At 69.4% G+C, this 15,930-nt stretch carries 13 protein-coding genes; 7 read left to right on the forward strand and 6 right to left on the reverse strand.

The annotated features are described in order from the left end of the window. Nucleotides 1-108: 108 nt before the first annotated feature. The 6 genes from ABIC90_RS11430 to ABIC90_RS11455 all read right to left on the reverse strand — a co-directional run bounded on the left by ABIC90_RS11430 (nucleotide 109) and on the right by ABIC90_RS11455 (nucleotide 11,227). Complete coding sequence (locus ABIC90_RS11430; protein ID WP_354354230.1) at nucleotides 109-3,936, reverse strand: DUF4132 domain-containing protein; 3,828 nt, start codon at nucleotides 3,934-3,936, stop codon at nucleotides 109-111. Nucleotides 3,937-4,027: 91 nt separating this feature from the next. Then, a complete protein-coding gene (locus tag ABIC90_RS11435; RefSeq protein ID WP_354354231.1) occupies nucleotides 4,028-6,118 on the reverse strand; it encodes an SWIM zinc finger family protein in 2,091 nt (696 codons plus the stop codon). Then, nucleotides 6,118-7,251, reverse strand: coding sequence for a VWA domain-containing protein (locus ABIC90_RS11440; RefSeq protein WP_354354232.1), 1,134 nt, complete (start codon nucleotides 7,249-7,251; stop codon nucleotides 6,118-6,120). The genes ABIC90_RS11435 and ABIC90_RS11440 overlap by 1 nt, the downstream gene beginning before the upstream one ends. Nucleotides 7,252-7,437: 186 nt before the next feature. After that, nucleotides 7,438-7,818 carry a helicase SNF2 gene (locus ABIC90_RS11445; protein WP_354354233.1) on the reverse strand — a complete coding sequence of 127 codons (381 nt, stop codon included), beginning with the start codon at nucleotides 7,816-7,818 and terminating at the stop codon, nucleotides 7,438-7,440. 265 nt (nucleotides 7,819-8,083) lie between these two features. Beyond that, nucleotides 8,084-9,466, reverse strand: a complete 1,383-nt coding sequence (locus ABIC90_RS11450) for a chloride channel protein (RefSeq protein WP_354354234.1) — start codon at nucleotides 9,464-9,466, stop codon at nucleotides 8,084-8,086. 57 nt (nucleotides 9,467-9,523) lie between these two features. After that, a complete protein-coding gene (locus ABIC90_RS11455; RefSeq protein ID WP_354354235.1) occupies nucleotides 9,524-11,227 on the reverse strand; it encodes a M14 family zinc carboxypeptidase in 1,704 nt (567 codons plus the stop codon). 195 nt (nucleotides 11,228-11,422) lie between these two features. Between ABIC90_RS11455 and ABIC90_RS11460 the strand changes: the two genes are divergently transcribed. From ABIC90_RS11460 to ABIC90_RS11490, 7 genes are all read left to right on the forward strand, one after another. Next, nucleotides 11,423-12,136: a YebC/PmpR family DNA-binding transcriptional regulator gene (locus ABIC90_RS11460; RefSeq protein ID WP_354354236.1), complete on the forward strand. Its 714-nt coding sequence runs from the start codon at nucleotides 11,423-11,425 to the stop codon at nucleotides 12,134-12,136. A gap of 260 nt (nucleotides 12,137-12,396) precedes the next feature. Further along, nucleotides 12,397-13,857, forward strand: coding sequence for a F0F1 ATP synthase subunit beta (gene atpD / locus ABIC90_RS11465; RefSeq protein WP_354354237.1), 1,461 nt, complete (start codon nucleotides 12,397-12,399; stop codon nucleotides 13,855-13,857). Further along, on the forward strand, nucleotides 13,838-14,242 hold the full coding sequence (locus ABIC90_RS11470; protein WP_354354238.1) for a F0F1 ATP synthase subunit epsilon: 405 nt from the start codon (nucleotides 13,838-13,840) through the stop codon (nucleotides 14,240-14,242). The genes atpD and ABIC90_RS11470 overlap by 20 nt, the downstream gene beginning before the upstream one ends. Further along, nucleotides 14,239-14,595, forward strand: a complete 357-nt coding sequence (locus tag ABIC90_RS11475) for an AtpZ/AtpI family protein (RefSeq protein WP_354354239.1) — start codon at nucleotides 14,239-14,241, stop codon at nucleotides 14,593-14,595. The genes ABIC90_RS11470 and ABIC90_RS11475 overlap by 4 nt, the downstream gene beginning before the upstream one ends. Beyond that, complete coding sequence (locus ABIC90_RS11480) at nucleotides 14,588-14,896, forward strand: ATP synthase subunit I (RefSeq protein ID WP_354354240.1); 309 nt, start codon at nucleotides 14,588-14,590, stop codon at nucleotides 14,894-14,896. The genes ABIC90_RS11475 and ABIC90_RS11480 overlap by 8 nt, the downstream gene beginning before the upstream one ends. Further along, the gene (locus tag ABIC90_RS11485) at nucleotides 14,887-15,597 is read left to right on the forward strand and encodes a F0F1 ATP synthase subunit A (protein WP_354354241.1); all 711 of its coding nucleotides are present in this window, start codon (nucleotides 14,887-14,889) and stop codon (nucleotides 15,595-15,597) included. The genes ABIC90_RS11480 and ABIC90_RS11485 overlap by 10 nt, the downstream gene beginning before the upstream one ends. Before the next feature lie 41 nt (nucleotides 15,598-15,638). Continuing rightward, on the forward strand, nucleotides 15,639-15,929 hold the full coding sequence (locus tag ABIC90_RS11490; protein ID WP_354354242.1) for a F0F1 ATP synthase subunit C: 291 nt from the start codon (nucleotides 15,639-15,641) through the stop codon (nucleotides 15,927-15,929). The last annotated feature ends 1 nt before the right edge of the window (nucleotide 15,930 follow it).

Below are 15,930 nucleotides of genomic sequence, written 5' to 3' on the forward strand. Positions count from 1 at the left end.
GCACATCATGATTCATGCACCGTGGCAAGGCAATGCGCCGTTTGGCGCAGCGCGGCAGACCCGCCGAATGGCCTAACGTGAGGCCTACCCCGCGGCCCGCCGTTGGGCCTACCACGGCATCTTCTTTTCCCAGTCCGCGTCGAAGCCGGCGCAGGCCTCGGCAATGGCGAGGTAGTCGGCATAGGCCTCGGCCAGCAGCACCGGCGGCACGGCCGAGAGCGGCAGCGCCCGGTCGCCGTAGCCGCGGGCCTTGGTGTCCTCGAAGCCCAGGGTCTTGAGCGCGGCGGGCACGTTTTCCTCGGGCAGGGTGTTGCCCGAGAAATCGATGGCCACGCGCACGCCCGCCGACGAGAACTCCTTGGTGTACTGGTAGAAGAAGCCGCCGTCCTCGGCCTGCGCCCGCTGGTAGCCCAGCTTGGTGAAGCTGCCGCGCAGGGTGAAGGTGTCGCTGATCCAGCCCAGGCGATCGTCGATCTCGCTCACCGCATGGCCCTTGGCGTCGGTGAAGGCGATGGCCGGCGGCTTGCGCGTCATCTGCGGGAACAGCGGCGCAAGCTTGTAGTCCTTGAAGTGCCTGTTCCAGGCGGCGGCCGTGGCCTCGTCGACCAGCGAGGCGTGGCCCAGGCGCAACTGGCTGCCGGCCGCAAGCTCGACCTCGTCGTCCTGCGTGTCGATCAGGCTGCCGTCCTCGGTGGGGCGGAAGCTGCCGCGCACCTTGCCTTCGGCGTCCAGCTCCAGCCACACCAGCCGCTGGATCAACCGGCCCGCCACCGGATGCCGGTGCAGGTACTCGCGCCATTCGGCCTGCGGCCAGACGCGGCCGGTGCACATGGCCTCGAAGAGGCGCGCGGTCTGCAGGTCGATGACCTGCTTGAGCTCCTTCTTGCTGGTCGAGAACTGCGCCTTGGCTTCCTTGATGAGCGCCGGGTCGTCGTTCTGCCGCGGCTCGGGCAGGGCCTTGACGACCTTGCCCTCGGGGTTGCGCAGCTCGGGCTTCATGGCAGCGTCGAGCACCACGGTGAAGATGCGGTCGCCGTATGCCAGCGCCAGCGTGCCGGTGTCGTCCAGGCCCGCGGTGGGAATGGTGCGGTCGGCCAGCTGGTCCTGCGTCCAGCCGTTGCGGTCGGCGATCTGCTGCACCAGCGCGCGCGCCTTTTCCTGGACCGAGGCGGTGCGGTAGCGCCGCGAAATGCCCAGCAGGAGCTGGATCACCACCGGGTCGTTGCCCGGCGCCACGCCTTCGAGCATGGCTTCGATCTGCGAGCGGCGCTGGTAGTGGTCGCGCATGTACTGCTGCAGCAGCGTCACCACCTCGTGGCCCGGCGCCTGCGCGGTGAGGGCCAGGATGCCCTTCTCGCCGATGGCGCTGCCCAGGTACTCGCTCATCTTCTCGCGCTTGCATTCCTCGAAGACCTGCTCTTGGGTCTTCTGGAAGTCGGTTTCGTAGTACTGCTTGTGCTCGGCCTTGGCGTTCTGGTAGCGCTGCTGGTTGCCCTGGTAGCGCTGCGGCGCGACCGCGTTGGCGTGCGCGATGCCTTCGTCGAGCGAAGGATGGCGGGTGTCCTGCGCGATGAACTGCCGCAGCACCAGGCTGCCGATGGCTTGCCGGCTGGGCGCATCCAAAAGACCCAGGTAGCGCGTGAGCAGCGCGTTGCCGCCCGGCTCCTTGAGCTTGCAGGCGAGCACCACCCACCAGCGCACGATCTCGGGTTCCACCGCGCCGCCGTCCGACCATTGGCAGGCCGGCAGCGCATCGAGCGAGAACCACGCCAGGCCCGCGGGCGGCTTGGCCTTCAGCCCCTTCTTCGCCTCGGCCAGCAGGATCGCGGGCGCCAGGCGCGGCGAGATGTCGTCGCCCAGCGCCTCCAGCGCGGTGAGGTAGGCGGCGCGCACGGTTTCGCGCGTTTCCTTCTCCAGGCCCTTGGTGATGGCGGGCACGGCCTCGGCGTACTTCAGGTCGGCCAGCCAGTTGGCCGCCTCGATGCGCACCTCGCTCTTGGTCGCGTCCAGCGACTCGACCACGCGCCGCCCGATGTCCGGCAGCTGCGACAGCGCCTTCTGCGCAGCCGCGCGGTGCGTCTTGCCTTCGCCCAGCGCCAGTTCCATCACGCGCGGCAGCCAGCGCGCCTGCACCGTCGGAAAGACGGCCAGCGTGCGCAGGGTCGCGTTCATGTCCAGCTGGGTCTGGCGGCCTTCGCGCTTGGGCGGCGCAACGAGGCCCAGCCCTTCGTCGATGTACTCGGGGTGCTCGGCGAAGAAAGGCCACACGCGGTCGGCCGGCAGCACGTCGACCGCCGAGGCCTGGTTCCAGTACTGGTAGAGCGCGGCATGCGCCACGTCGTCGATCGGCATGCCCGAGCGCTGCAGCAGTTCGGCCAGCGCGCGCAGGTCGACCGCGCCCACCGGCTGGCGGCCCAGCCACTTGTGAAAACCGTCGTCGAACCAGAAGCTGTTCCAGTGGCGGGACACGCCCAGCCAGCGGATCAGGTGCGGCATGCCGTAGGCGGGCATCGACTGCAGCCGGTTGCCCAGGCCCACCACCTGCTGCAGCGCGCTGTTGCTCTTGACGCGCGTGCGGTCGTGCTTGTTGCCCTGGCCGTTGAGCACGCGCACCGCCGCGCGCATGTCGTCGTCGCCGAGCTTCTTGTGCGCGGCGTAGCTTTCCTGGCGCCACTTGTACTTGTACGTCTGCTTGGCGCTCTTGTTCTCCTCGATCTCGGCCTCGGCCGCGATGCGGTTCTTCTCGAGCAGCTCGATGCGGTTGGCGATCAGCAATTGCACGGCGTCTTCGCCGAGCGGCAGGTCCTCGAAGGGCTGCCAGGCCGGTGGCGCGGGCAGTTCGAGTTCGCCGGCATCGCCCGCCGCATCGAGCCGCGACATCGCCGAGCGGATGGCCTGCTGCACGGCCTTGCTGGTTTCGGTTTCGACCGCGGCCGCCAGCAGCGCACGGGCCGCGTCGCCTGGCAGGCGCGCGAGCAGCTCGGCGGCCTGGGTGCGCTGCGTGGTGTCGCCGTCCTTGAGCAACTGACCGAGCAGTTCGAGCCGCTGCGGGTCGGCGATGCCCTCCAGGTGCGGCGTCGCTTCGGCGCGCACCGTCTTGCTGCCGTCGATGGCCAGGCGCACGAACAGCGGCGCAAAGTCGTTGAGCAGGGCCTTGTCCTTGCCGATGCGCCTGGCCAGCAGCACGCGGCCCGAGGCCGAGAGTTGCGCGGGCAGCGCCTCGGCGGCGTCGCGGTGGCTTCGCATGTAGTCGGCCACCTGGGCGGCATCGACCAGGCCGTCGAGACGGTCGTGGTACCAGCTGTCCAGGCCCTTGCGCTCGAACACCTCCTGCAGGGCGAGCTGCGCATCCAGCCCTTCATGCGCGAGCAGGGCCGCGATCAGCCGCACGTTCCACGCGGGGCGGTGCTTGGCCAGTTCGCGGTCGTTGGTGTTGGCGCTGCCCTTGTTGAAGGTGGCGAACACGGCGTCGTTGATCAGGTACTGCAGCCAGTCGGGCACGGCTGCACCGGGGTGCTCCAGCGACTGGCCGCCGTCCGCGGCCGCGATCACCTTGCCCAGGCGCACCAGCGCATCGAGCGGCGGCGTGTCGGCGCTGATGCTGGCGTAGAAGCGCCCGCGCACAGCCAGGCTGTTTTCGCCGATCTTCTCCAGCGGCTTGTTCTGGTAGTTGTTGAAGCCCCAGCGCAGGCGGCCGGGTCCGCCGAGCAGCTGGCCGGGCTCGAAGGGGCGGGCGGCCTGCAGCTCGAGAAGCACCGCCTCCTGCGTGCCGTGGACCAGGAACGCGGCGGCCTTGGCGGGCAGCTCCTTGCCGGCTTTCTCGAAACATGCGACGGCCTGCTCCAGCAGATTTGCCTGATCGCGCGTGAGGCCGCCCTCGGCCTTGGGGGTGGCACCGCCCGTGACGGCACCCAAGATCTTGTCCAGAAATCCCATGCGTTCTCCTGAAAGCGACCGGGGATTTTGGCAGTAGGCGATGACGCTTCGGCCATCGCTCCAATCTCGGCAATATCCGAAACCAAAGGTTCTAAATTGCCTGCGATGCCTGGGGTGTTCGATGCACCGGCAGCCCGTCGAGCTCGTTCAGCAGCTGGCAAAGAAAGCCCAGCTTCAGCAGCGTCACCGCAGCCGGTGCGGTGGACGCGGGCGGCGTGCCCAGGTGCGCGCGCAACGCATTCGCCAGCACCTCCAGGCCGACCGAGCCGGTGCGCTCCAGCGCATCGTGCAGGCGCTGCCGCTGCGGCGCCGTCAGCGCCATGCGGCCGGTCGCGGCCTGCGTCTCGGCCACGTCGATCACCGGCGCGAGCAGGCGCGCCGATAGCGTGGGCGCGGCCATGGGCGCCGCTTGCCGCTGCTGCTGCCGCGCCTCGAACATGCGCAGGATGCGATTGGCCAGCGACGTGGTTCGCGCGGCCTCGTTGGCGAAGTCCAGCGACACCGCCTGCAGCTTCTTCCTGGCATCGGTGCTCAGCACCGCGATGGGCATCAGTTCGGTGCTGGCGGCGGAGCGCTCGATGCGCACCAGCACCGCATGCATCGGCGCACGCCGTGCGGTGAAGCGGTCGAGGGTGTCCACGCGCTGCCGATGCTCGGGGCCGACCGGAATACCGAGGCGCAGCCACTGGCCCGCATCGTCCTGCACCAGCCAGTCCAGGCGCTGCTGCGCTTCGTCGAGCACGGGCGGGCGGGTGTCGGCGGGGCGCAGCAGCACCGCATCGAAGGACTCGCCCGCCAGGCCGGTGGCGGCGCGCAGGCGTTCGCCGAGTTCGGCCCAGTTGCCGCAACCGATTTCCTTCAGGCGCGGATCGTCGGCAGCCCAGGCGGGCAAGGGCTGCGCGCGCGAGGCGCCGCCCAACGCGAGGCGGCCGTCTTCGGCGAGGCGCGGTTGTTCGAGCCGCAGTGCGGATTCGCACACGCTCTCGGCCGCGCCCGCGCCCGGCCACAGCGCGTTCGCCGACCAGGCGCCGCTGCGTGTGAAGGCGGTGTCGGTGCCGTCGGGCCGCGCCAGCGTGGCCTGCAGCACGCGGGCGCCGGCCAGGTCCCAGAACGCCACCGTGAGGCCGCGCGCGCCGCCGCGCGTCTGCCACCAATGGGCGCCCAGCGGCAGCAGGTCGAGACCAGCGGTTTCGTCGAAGTCGCGGCGCAGCCGGCCGCGCAAGGAAACCGCCAGATCGCCCTCGGCCCGCGCCAGCGCCGCGCACAGCGCGTGGATGCGTGCCATGAGCGCGAAGGCATCGCGCTCCTCGGCGCGGTGGTCGCGCCGCACCAGCAGGTCGACCGTGCCGCCGAGGTTGCGCAGCAAGGCCGCGAGGCGCGGCAGGCCTTCGCCGCGCGCCGACATGTTGAGCGCCAGCAGGCGCGCCGACGTCAGCTCGCTCACATGCGAGAGGCCGCCGGTCAGCAGTTCCTGCAGCATCGACTCGACCTGCCCCAGGAAGACGCGCTCGCGGTCGCCCAGGCGCGCGGTGTCCTCGACCGGCGCGGGCCGCGCGCCTTCAGGCCATGCGAAAGACTGGCCGTGCGCGCTGCGCAGCGCGGCAACGGCGATGAGGTGCACCGCCTTGCGCTCGGCGGCCGGCACTTCGGAGACCATGCCCGCGTAGCCCGCGCCCGCCACCCATCGGCAGGAGGCGCCGAGCTCGGGCAGGTCCATGACGAGCGCGCCGCCCTGCACGCGCCATTCGACGGCGCTGCTGGCCGCGGCGGCGGCGCGGCGCACGGCGGCGATGCCGGCGGCCTTGAAGAGCGCGGCGGCATCCAGCGCGAGGATTTCCGCAAGGGGATCGGCGGCGGCGGGCGTCTGCTTTGTTTCTTCCTCTTGTGCCGCAGCCGCGTCGGCCGGAGCCGCCGGCTCCAGCGCCCGCAGCCACAGCGCCGCGCCCAGGATGTGCTTGCAGATGCCCGGCGCCGGGCAGTCGCAGCGCGCCTGCTGCGGGCCGCGCGCATCGAGCTGCACGCGCTGGCCGTCGGCTTCGATCACCCCGCCCTCGGCGCCCTGCTCCGCCCATGCGACCTTGCCCGCCTCCACGTCCTTCGCGGCGCGGCGCAACAAGCCCGGGTTCGCGAGCGTGGCGAGCGTGTCGTCGTCGTAGGCGCGGTAGCCGTCGAACCAGGCCATCAGTTCATCACCTCCGCCAGCCACTGCGCGAAATGCGTGGGCGTGAGCGCCGCGATGTGCATGCCTTTGCCGGCCAGCCGCTGCGCCATCTGCCGGTCGTACACCGGGTTGGCCGACTCGTCGAGCGCAGCCAGGCCCAGCAGCGTGACGCGCGCCTCGGCCATGCGCTGCACCGCGCCCAGCAAGGGGCCGGGCGCCGCGCCTTCCATGAAGTCGCTGATGAGCGCAAACACCGTGCGCTGCGGGTTGCCCACCAGCGACTCGCAGTAAGACACCGCGCGGCCGATGTCGGTGCCGCCGCCCAGTTGCACGGTGAGCAACACCTCGACCGGGTCGTGCGCCATGTGCGTCAGGTCGACCACCGCGGTGTCGAACACCACCAGCTTCACGCGCACCGCGGGCAGCGAACTCATGATGCCGGCGATGACGGCGCTGTAGATCACCGAATCCATCATCGAGCCGCTCTGGTCCACGCACAGCACCACGTCCCAGGGCAGGTTGCGCTTGACGCGCGCATTGAAGCGCGGATGCTCGATGACGAGCTGCTTGCGCTCCACGTCGTAGTGCTTCAGGTTGGCCGCGATGGTGGCGCGCGCGTCGAAGTTCTGCGCGCTCTTGATGTGCGAGCGGCGCATGCGGTTGCGCCGCCCGACCAGCGCGTTGACGAAGTCGTTTTTGAGCTTGCGGGTGATCTCGTCGACGGTCTTCTGGATCACCTCGCGCACCGCATCGCGCATCTGGGCGGAGAGCCGGCCGCGCATGCCCAGCAGCGCTTTCGCCAGGCCCGGCGTCGGGTCCAGCGAGCGCAGCACGGCCGGGTCGTTGAGCAGGGCGGTGAGCTGGTAGCGGTCGATGGCCTGCGTCTGCATGCGCTCGAACACGTCCTGTGGAAAGAGCTTGCGCGAGCGATTGAGCCAGTCGACGGCGCGCAGCTGGCTCGGGTCCAGCGAGCCGGGGCCGCCGCCGCCGCTCGGCCTGGCCAGGCCGCGGCCTTCGTACTCGCGGCCGTAGAGGTATTCGAGGGCCTGGTCGAGCTTCCAGTCGCCGGCGGAAAACTCCGCCTGCGACAGCGGTTGCGCCGCATAGCGGCCGAGGATCAGGCGCCAGCGGCGCAGGGTTTCTTCGGACGACATGCGCGATGCGTTCGCAAGGACAAAGGGGGTTGGAAGAACGGGTCGAAGGAGGCCGCAGCAGCTTATCAGACGACCCTGAGCGGCCATGGCCTGCGCGGCGCCGGCACGCGGAAGAAAGGCTACGGCAAAGAAAAAGCCGGCCCCGCTTTCGCAGGGCCGGCTTTGGCAACTGACGCTCGCCGTGGATTACAGCGGCAGTGCGTCGCCGCGAGCGGCAGCGCGGGCTGCGGCACGGACCGTGGCGCGGTCCACGGTGCTGGCGACCAGCGGAGCCACGCCCGACGAAGCGCCGTCGGCGTACGGGTTGTCGCTGCGTGCGGCGGCAACGGCTTCGGTACGGATGTCCGAGCGGCTGACCGACGACACGAACACGCGGGCCGGGCCGGAGTTGGCACCGGTGGCGTACGGGTTGGCGCTGTGCGCAGCCACCACGGCTTCAGCGGCGACATCGGCGCGGCTGGCGGCCGAGGTCAGGGGATGCACGCCGTTGTAGGTTTCGGCATGGGCGACACCGGCAACAGCCATCAGGGCAACGGCAACGGCGGAGAGGAGCTTCGAGGCGGTCATTTGGATTTCCTTCAATTCAGTTTCGGTTTTTGCTTCGGATGATTTCGAACCGGTCTTGGGTGGGTCACCGTCCCTCGTTGGGGGCGGCCACCTCGCTCGGGGCCCTGTTCATCTGGATCAGCTGTTCGTGTTGTTCGTCCGGTCCATGGGATGAATTGTGCGCCGACATCTAGGTAAAAACCCTTGGCAAAAGGAACCGCGGCGTTCACAAAACGGAAACAATGATGGGGAAATGGCTGACGAGGCCCGCCCGTCGGCCGCCTCGTCAGCGCGACGATGGTGTCGGGGGAGCGTCCGCAGGGGGCGCCGTTTCGCCCGGCACGGTGGCTGGCTGGAGCAGCCCGGTTGCCGTCTTCACCATGTGGTCGGCCAGGGCTTCGTAAAGCGGCCGGCTGATCATGCGGGACACCAGGCTTGCGAGCATGGCGCTGGCCATGAGGCTGAGCACCATCGAGTGCCCGTCGATCATTTCCATCACGATGATGAAAGCCGTGAGCGGCGCCTGCGTGACCGCGGCCAGGAAACCGGCCATGCCCATCGCGATCAGGGCCGGGCCGAACGCGGGGCCGGCCAGTTGCGCAATGCCGTCGCCGATTCCCGCACCGATCGACAGCGACGGCGCGAAGATGCCTCCCGGCACGCCGCACCAGGCGGTGAGCCAGGTGGCGATGAACTTGAGCAGCGTGTAGAGCGGCGTGAGCTCGTCGTGGCCCGCCAACATCTGCTTGACCGCTTCGGAGCCGGCGCCGAAGGTGGCGCCGCCCGAGACCAGCCCGATCACGGCGATCAGCAAGCCGCCGACAGCCGCGAACCGCACCGGCCAGCGTGCGCGCCACCGGTTCAGGCGCTGCGGCGCGCCGGTCAGCGACGCGATCATGAGCCGCGCGAAGAGCCCGCCGGCCACGCCGCACACCAACGCGACCAAGAGGCCCGGGCCCAGCAGATTCCAGCCGAGCGACGGCACCTTGATGATCCCGAAGTAGCTCAGGTTGCCGAAGGCCGAAACCGCCACCAGGCCGGCCAGCACGATGGCGGCGATGATCACGCCGCTGGCCCGCGCCTCCATGCGGCCCGACAGTTCTTCGATGGCGAACACCACGCCGGCCAGCGGCGCATTGAAGGCCGCCGCAATGCCGGCCGCGCCGCCCGCGATCAACAGCGCGCGTGCGTCGATGGTGCTGCCGGGCGACAGCCAGCGCCGCGCATGCTGCATGACCCCGGCCGCCACCTGCACGGACGGCCCCTCGCGGCCGATCGACAGCCCGGCGGCGAAGCCGGCCACGCCCAAGCCGATCTTGGCGACGGTGAGCCTGAGCGATGCGAACAGGCTGCGCCGCTCGGGCGGCACGGCGGGGTCGAGCGCGGCCTTGATCTGCGGAATGCCGGAGCCGCCCGCGCCGGGAAACCAGCGCCGGGTGACCCAGACGATGCCAGCGGTCAGGGCGGGTGTCCACAGCAACACGGCCCAGGGCGCCGACTGGTGCAACCGCCCGAACAGCCCGAAGGCCCATTCGGCGGCGATCGTGAAACCGACCACGAAGAGCCCGGCCATCACCGCGTAGCCCAGCACGATCGCCCGGTCGGTCCAGAGGCGCCAACTGGACAACTCGGCGCGCAGGTTCTCGAAGAAGTCGGGCTCGTGGTTCATTGCGGGTTATTTTGGCAGCGGGTGCGGGATCGGGTCGGGCAGCTCCGCAAGCAGCGGCTACATCACCGCCACCACCGGGTAGCGCCGCCACTCGGGCTCGGCATGGCGCTTTCCGTGGGCAAAGAGAAAGCCCAGCACCGCCTGCGGGTCGGACAGCCTGTCGGGATGCGCCGCCTTCCACTGTTCGAACACGCGCGCCAGTTCGGGTTCGTCCTGCAGCATCTGCAGCGCGGTGTCTTCGAAGACATAGGCCGAAAACGCCTCCTTCTTCTCGAGCACGCTGTTGAAGAAGCCCCAGCGAAAGAAGCTGTCGTGGGCTTCGGGCTCCAGGGTTTCGACCACGTAGCGGGCGCTGGGCTGGTCCAGCGACACCCACACGTCGCCCGCGCGCGCCTGGAAGGCTTCGGTGTGCGCGCTGAGCACCACCCGGTCATGGAACATGTGGCCTTCGTAGGCGTTCGCGCGCGGGGTCGCTTCCTGCACGCGATAGACCCGGGTGGCCTCGAACAACCGGTCCGCCTCCAGCCGCCGCAGCGCGACGCCGTTCCACCCCAGCCGCTCGATCACCTCGCGCCAGGCCTGCGGCACCAGGTAGGCCTTGGGCGCGGCCACGGCCAGGTCTTCCACGCAGCGGTCGAAGTGCACGATGTCCTTTTCCCACGGCTGGTTGCGGTCGTAGGCCAGGCGCTGGTAGCTGCCGAGCCTGCTGGGCGTGCGCACCGCTTCGTAGCCCTTGAAGCGCAGGCTGGCCGGCCGGCTGTGGTCGTTTAGCCAGGTCAGCGGCCAGCGCGCCTGTCGCGCCGCAGCGCTGCGGGCATCGCGTCGCAGTTCCTGGATGCGCGGCGCATGCGCCACGGTGAACGCCAGCACCACCTCCACCAGCGTGCGCATCGCGGCCACGCGGTCGGCATAAGGCTTGAGCATGTGGGTCTCGGGCATGAAACCGATGGTGTGGTGCAGCGCGGCGTAGCCGGTCGAAAAGCGCGGCAGGTCGAGGAAGTCTTCGATGCCGTCGTCCGGCGTCTCGGCCAGCAGGTTCACATACGGGCAAGCGGGCCAGCCGCGCCGCGCCATGTCGCCGTAGATCGCGGGCAGCATGCGCTCGCGCAGAAAGCCGCCCAGCGCGCCGCCCAGCTTGTCGGGCTGCGTCGGGATCAGCGTCATGGTGCAGGCGTAGTCGGCGCCGTTCGAGGTGTGGGTGTCGACCATCACGTCGGGATCCCATGCGGTGAAGAAGCGGTTGAAGACCTGCGCGGCGAGGCTGTCGCACTTGATGAAGTCGCGGTTCAGGTCCAGGTGCCGCCCGTTGCCGCGAAAACCGAAGGACTCGGGGCCCTGCTGGTTCACCCGCGAGGTGCTCTGGCGGTTCACGCAGCCGTCCACGTTATAGACGGGAATGAACAGGAACACCGTGTCGCCCAGCGCCGCCAGCCGTGCGGGCTGCGTGCAAAGGTCGCGCACCAGCGCCATGCAGGCGTCGATGCCTTCGGGCTCTCCGGGGTGGATGCCGTTGTTGTTGAAGAACACCGGGCGGCCCTGCTGCCGGAGCGCTTCGCGATCGAAGACGCCGTCCGCGGTGACCACGCCGGCATGCAGGGGCACGCCGGTGTCGGACACGCCGATCTGGCGCCACTGCAGCACGCCGGGGAACCGCTCGGCCAGTTGCGCGTAGAAGGCGACGCACTCGGCCCAGGTGGCGGTCCGGTTGCCGTTGCCGGCTTCGAAGGGCGTGGGGTAGAGGGTGGCGGATGCGGCCGTCATGAAAAAACTCCTTGCGCACGACAACAACGGGATTCGGCAGGCAGCGTAGCAGCCCGCGCCGGGCGCTGTTCCCTGCCGCACGCGCTGCGGCTACAGTAGTCGCCCCGAACGGCATCCAGCCCTTCTGCAAAGCGCTCTCCGGAGCCGGACCACAAGTGCCAGACCAGGCCGCAACACACATTCAAGGAAACAGACATGGGCGCCCAATGGAAAGCTAAACACAAGGATCTGGCGGCCAATGCCAAGGGCCGGCTGTTCGGCAAGCTCGCCAAGGAAATCATGATCGCCGCGCGCAACGGCGCCGACCCGGCCTCCAACTCGCGGCTGCGGCTGGTGGTGGAGCAGGCCCGCAAGGTCTCGATGCCCAAGGAAACGCTGGACCGCGCCATCAAGAAGGGCGCCGGCCTCACGGGCGAGGCGGTGCACTTCGAGCATGTGATCTACGAAGGCTTTGCGCCGCACCGCGTGCCGGTGATGGTCGAGTGCCTGACCGACAACGTGAACCGCACCGCGCCCGAAATGCGCGTGCTGTTCCGCAAGGGCCAACTGGGCACATCGGGCTCGGTGTCCTGGGACTTCGACCACGTCGGCATGATCGAAGCCGAGCCCGCGAATGCCACGGCCGATGCCGAGGTCGCCGCCATCGAAGCCGGCGCGCAGGACTTCGAGCCGGCCGGCGAAGGCAGCGCCACCGTGTTCCTCACCGACCCCACCGACCTGGACCTGGTGAGCCGCGCGCTGCCGGCGCAGGGCTTCACCGTGCTGTCGGCCAAGCTGGGCTACAAGCCCAAGAACCCGGTCGATCCGGCCAGCCTGAGCGCGGAAGACCTGGAAGAAGTCGAAGTCTTCCTGGCCGCCATCGACGCGAACGACGATGTGCAGAACGTGTTCGTGGGGCTGGCGGGCTGAGGTTTTTCGGTGCGGTGCGAGGTCCACACCAATACTTGCGCTCCAGGATGAAGTAGGCCGACCCTGCATCCGGGTACGGATACGGACACAGGAAACCTGCAGGCCAGAAACATGGGCTGACGCCGGTCGTCACCGGCATGTACGCCAGCGTACAGACGCGTTCACGCGACCCGGTCAGACTGTCCGTTGCCACACGTCGTGAGGCATCCGCATGCTGCGGCACACACGCCGGCTACCGGTTGAACCAAAGGCCCGTCCACATGCATCAAGAACGCACCGCTGCACAGACCGGTGTCGTCGTGGCGGTCCGCGGAAGCGTGGTGGACATGCGCTTCGACGGCGCGTTGCCTGCCATTCATTCCCTGTTGCGCGCGGGCGAAGGCGGCCGGGTGGCCATCGAGGCGCTGGCCCAGCGCGATGCGCGGCATGTGCGGGGCATCGCGCTGAGCCCCACGCAGGGCCTGGCGCGGGGCATGCCCGTCGAGGACACCGGCGGGCCGCTGCAGGCGCCGGTTGGCAACGCCATCCTTTCGCGCATGTTCGACGTCTTCGGCACCACCATCGACAGCGGGCCCGCGCTGCACGGGGTGCAGTGGCGTTCGGTGCATCGCCAGCCGCCACCTCTGGTGCGCCGCTCGACCAGGTCCGAGGTCTTCGAGACCGGCATCAAGGCCATCGACGTTCTGACGCCGCTGGAGCGCGGGGGCAAGGCCGGCCTGTTCGGCGGCGCCGGCGTCGGCAAGACGGTGCTGCTGACCGAGATGATCCACAACATGATCGGCCACCAGGCGGGCGTGAGCATCTTCTGCGGCATCGGCGAACGTTCGCGCGAAGGCGAGGAGTTGTTCCGGGAGATGAAGGCCGCCGGCGTGCTGCCGCACATGGTCATGATCTTTGCGCAGATGAACGAGCCGCCCGGTGCGCGCTTCCGGGTGGGGCATGCCGCGCTGACGATGGCGGAATACTTTCGCGATGACGAGCACCGCGACGTGCTGCTGCTGATCGACAACATCTTCCGCTTCATCCAGGCCGGCTCCGAAGTCTCGGGCCTGATGGGACAGATGCCCTCGCGCCTGGGTTACCAGCCGACGATGGGAACCGAACTGGCGGCGCTGGAGGAGCGCATCGCCAACACCGACAGCGGCGCCATCACGGCAATTCAGGCGGTGTACGTGCCGGCCGACGACTTCACCGACCCTGCGGCCGTGCACACCTTCTCGCACCTGTCGGCGTCCATCGTGCTGTCGCGCCAGCGTGCCAGCGAAGGACTGTTCCCGGCCATCGACCCGCTGCAGTCAAGCTCCAAGATGATCACGCCGGGCATCGTCGGCGAGCGGCACTACACCCTGGCGCAGGCCATCCGCCGCACGCTGGCCCAGTACGCCGAGCTGAAGGACATCATTGCGATGCTCGGACTGGAACAGCTGTCGCCCGAGGACCGCAAGGTGGTGGCGCGCGCGCGCCGGCTCGAGCGCTTTCTGACGCAGCCCTTCTTCACGACCGAGCAGTTCACCGGCCTCGCCGGCAAGCTCGTGAGCCTGAAAGACGCCCTGGACGGCTGCGAACGGATCCTGGGCGACGAGTTCAAGGACTTGCCCGAGAGCGCGCTGTACATGATCGGCGCAGTGGACGAAGCCACCGCCAAGGCCAAGGCGAAAGCCATGCGCGACGCTCGGCCGCAGCCCACCCGGGAGCAGGCCCATGCTGTCGATGACGCTTAGGGTGCTGCTGCCTTTCGAGGTCTTCGCCGAGCAGAAGGGTGTGACGCGCATCGTCGTGGAAACGGCGCAAGGCTCGTTCGGGCTGCTGCCGCAGCGCCTGGACTGCGTCGCCGCCTTGGTGCCGGGCATCCTGAGCTTCGAAGCCCCGGACCAGGGCGAGGTGTTCCTGGCCGTGGACGAGGGTGTGCTCGTCAAGACCGGCCCGGACGTCGCGATCACGGTTCGGCGGGCCCTGCGCGGCATGGACCTGGCCGGGTTGCGCGACGCGGTGGAGCAGGAGTTCCTGACACTGGATGCGCAAGAGGAAGAGATGCGCACGGCGATGGTCAGGCTGGAAACCGGCTTCGTGCGGCGGTTCGCGATGCTCAGGGAGCATCCGTCATGAGCCGGGACCCCAGGCGCCTGCCGGCCAGCCCGGGCTCCTCGCATGCGACGCTGGCCGATCAGGTCGGCGCCAAGGCCGCGCGCAAGCTCAAGGCGCGCCGCAGCGGCACGCCGGGGGTCTGGGTCGGCCTCGGCATGATGGGCCTGGTCGGCTGGTCGGTGGCGGTGCCCACGCTCCTGGGTGCGGCGCTCGGCCTGTGGCTGGACCAGCGCCATCCCGGCGGCCGCTCCTGGACGCTGGCGCTGCTGATGGGCGGCCTGGCCGTCGGATGCCTGAACGCCTGGCACTGGGTGTCCAGAGAAGAGCAGGTCATGCGCGACGAAGAGGACGAAAAGGAGCAAGGCGATGCCTGACAGCCTGGGCCAGACATGGGGCGGGTTGGCTGCGCTGCTGGCGGGCGGCCTGCTGGGGGGCGTTTTCTTCGGCGGCCTGTGGTGGACGGTGCGCCGCGGTGCCTCGTCGCCGACACCGGCGCGCTGGTTTCTCGGCAGCCTCGCCGTGCGCACCGCCATCGTGCTGGCCGGCTTCCATGCCGTGGGTGCGGGGCAACCGCTGCGCCTGGGGCTGTGCCTGGTGGGCTTCCTGCTGGCGCGAGCCATCGTGCTGCGCGTCACACGGCCGACCGCCGCCGCGATCGGACCGCCATGCGACTGACACCCGACGCGTGGATCTTCTGGCAGCACGGCTTTGTGAAGCTCAACGCCACCATCGTGTTCACCTGGGCGCTGATGGCTGTGCTGGTGCTGGGGGCCGCGCTGATCACGCGCCGCCTGGCCACCGGCCACGAACGCTCGCGCTGGCAGAACCTGCTGGAGATCGTCGTGACCGCCATCGTGGGCCAGATCGAGGACGTCGGCCTCCATGCGCCGCGCCGCTACCTCGGGTTTCTGGGCACGCTGTTCCTGTTCGTCGCCGCCGCGGCGCTGGCCACCGTGGTGCCCGGCTACGAGCCGCCCACCGCCTCGCTGTCGACCACCGCCGCGCTGGCCTTGTGCGTGCTCGTGGCGGTGCCGCTGTTCGGCATCTCGGGCCGGGGCCTGGCCGCCTACCTCAAGTCGTATGTGCAACCGACGCCGATCATGTTGCCGTTCAACCTGATCAGCGAGGTCTCGCGCACGCTGGCGCTGGCGGTGCGCCTGTTCGGCAACATGATGAGCGGCGGCATGATCCTCGCCATCCTGCTGTCGATCACGCCCCTGGTCTTCCCCGTCGTGATGACGGTGCTGGGCCTGCTCACCGGCATGGTGCAGGCCTACATCTTCACCATCCTGGCGGCCGTGTACATCGCTGCGGCAACCCGCAACGCCGGCAGCCGCAAGGCCGGCGCCGGGCCTGCCGCGGCGCCGCCTGCCTGAGCCGCCGCGGCTTCCCCTCTCAACCACATCGAAGGCACCTCATGGACTCTCTCACCTGGATCGCCGTTGCGTCCATCGTCATGGCCGGCTTGACAACCGGCTTCGGCACCATGGCCCCGGCGCTGGCCGAGGGCAGGGCCGTGGCGCTTGCGCTCACGTCGCTGGCCCAGCAACCCGATGCGTCGGCCACCATCACCCGCACCCTGTTCGTCGGCCTGGCGATGATCGAATCCACCGCCATCTACTGCTTCGTGGTGTCGATGATCCTGATCTTCGCCAATCCATTCTGGAATGCCGCGGTCGCCGCCGTCGCGCAGGCGGCGGGAAAGTAGG

This window comes from Variovorax boronicumulans (assembly GCF_040544675.1).
Taxonomy (GTDB): Bacteria; Pseudomonadota; Gammaproteobacteria; order Burkholderiales; family Burkholderiaceae_C; genus Variovorax; species Variovorax boronicumulans_D.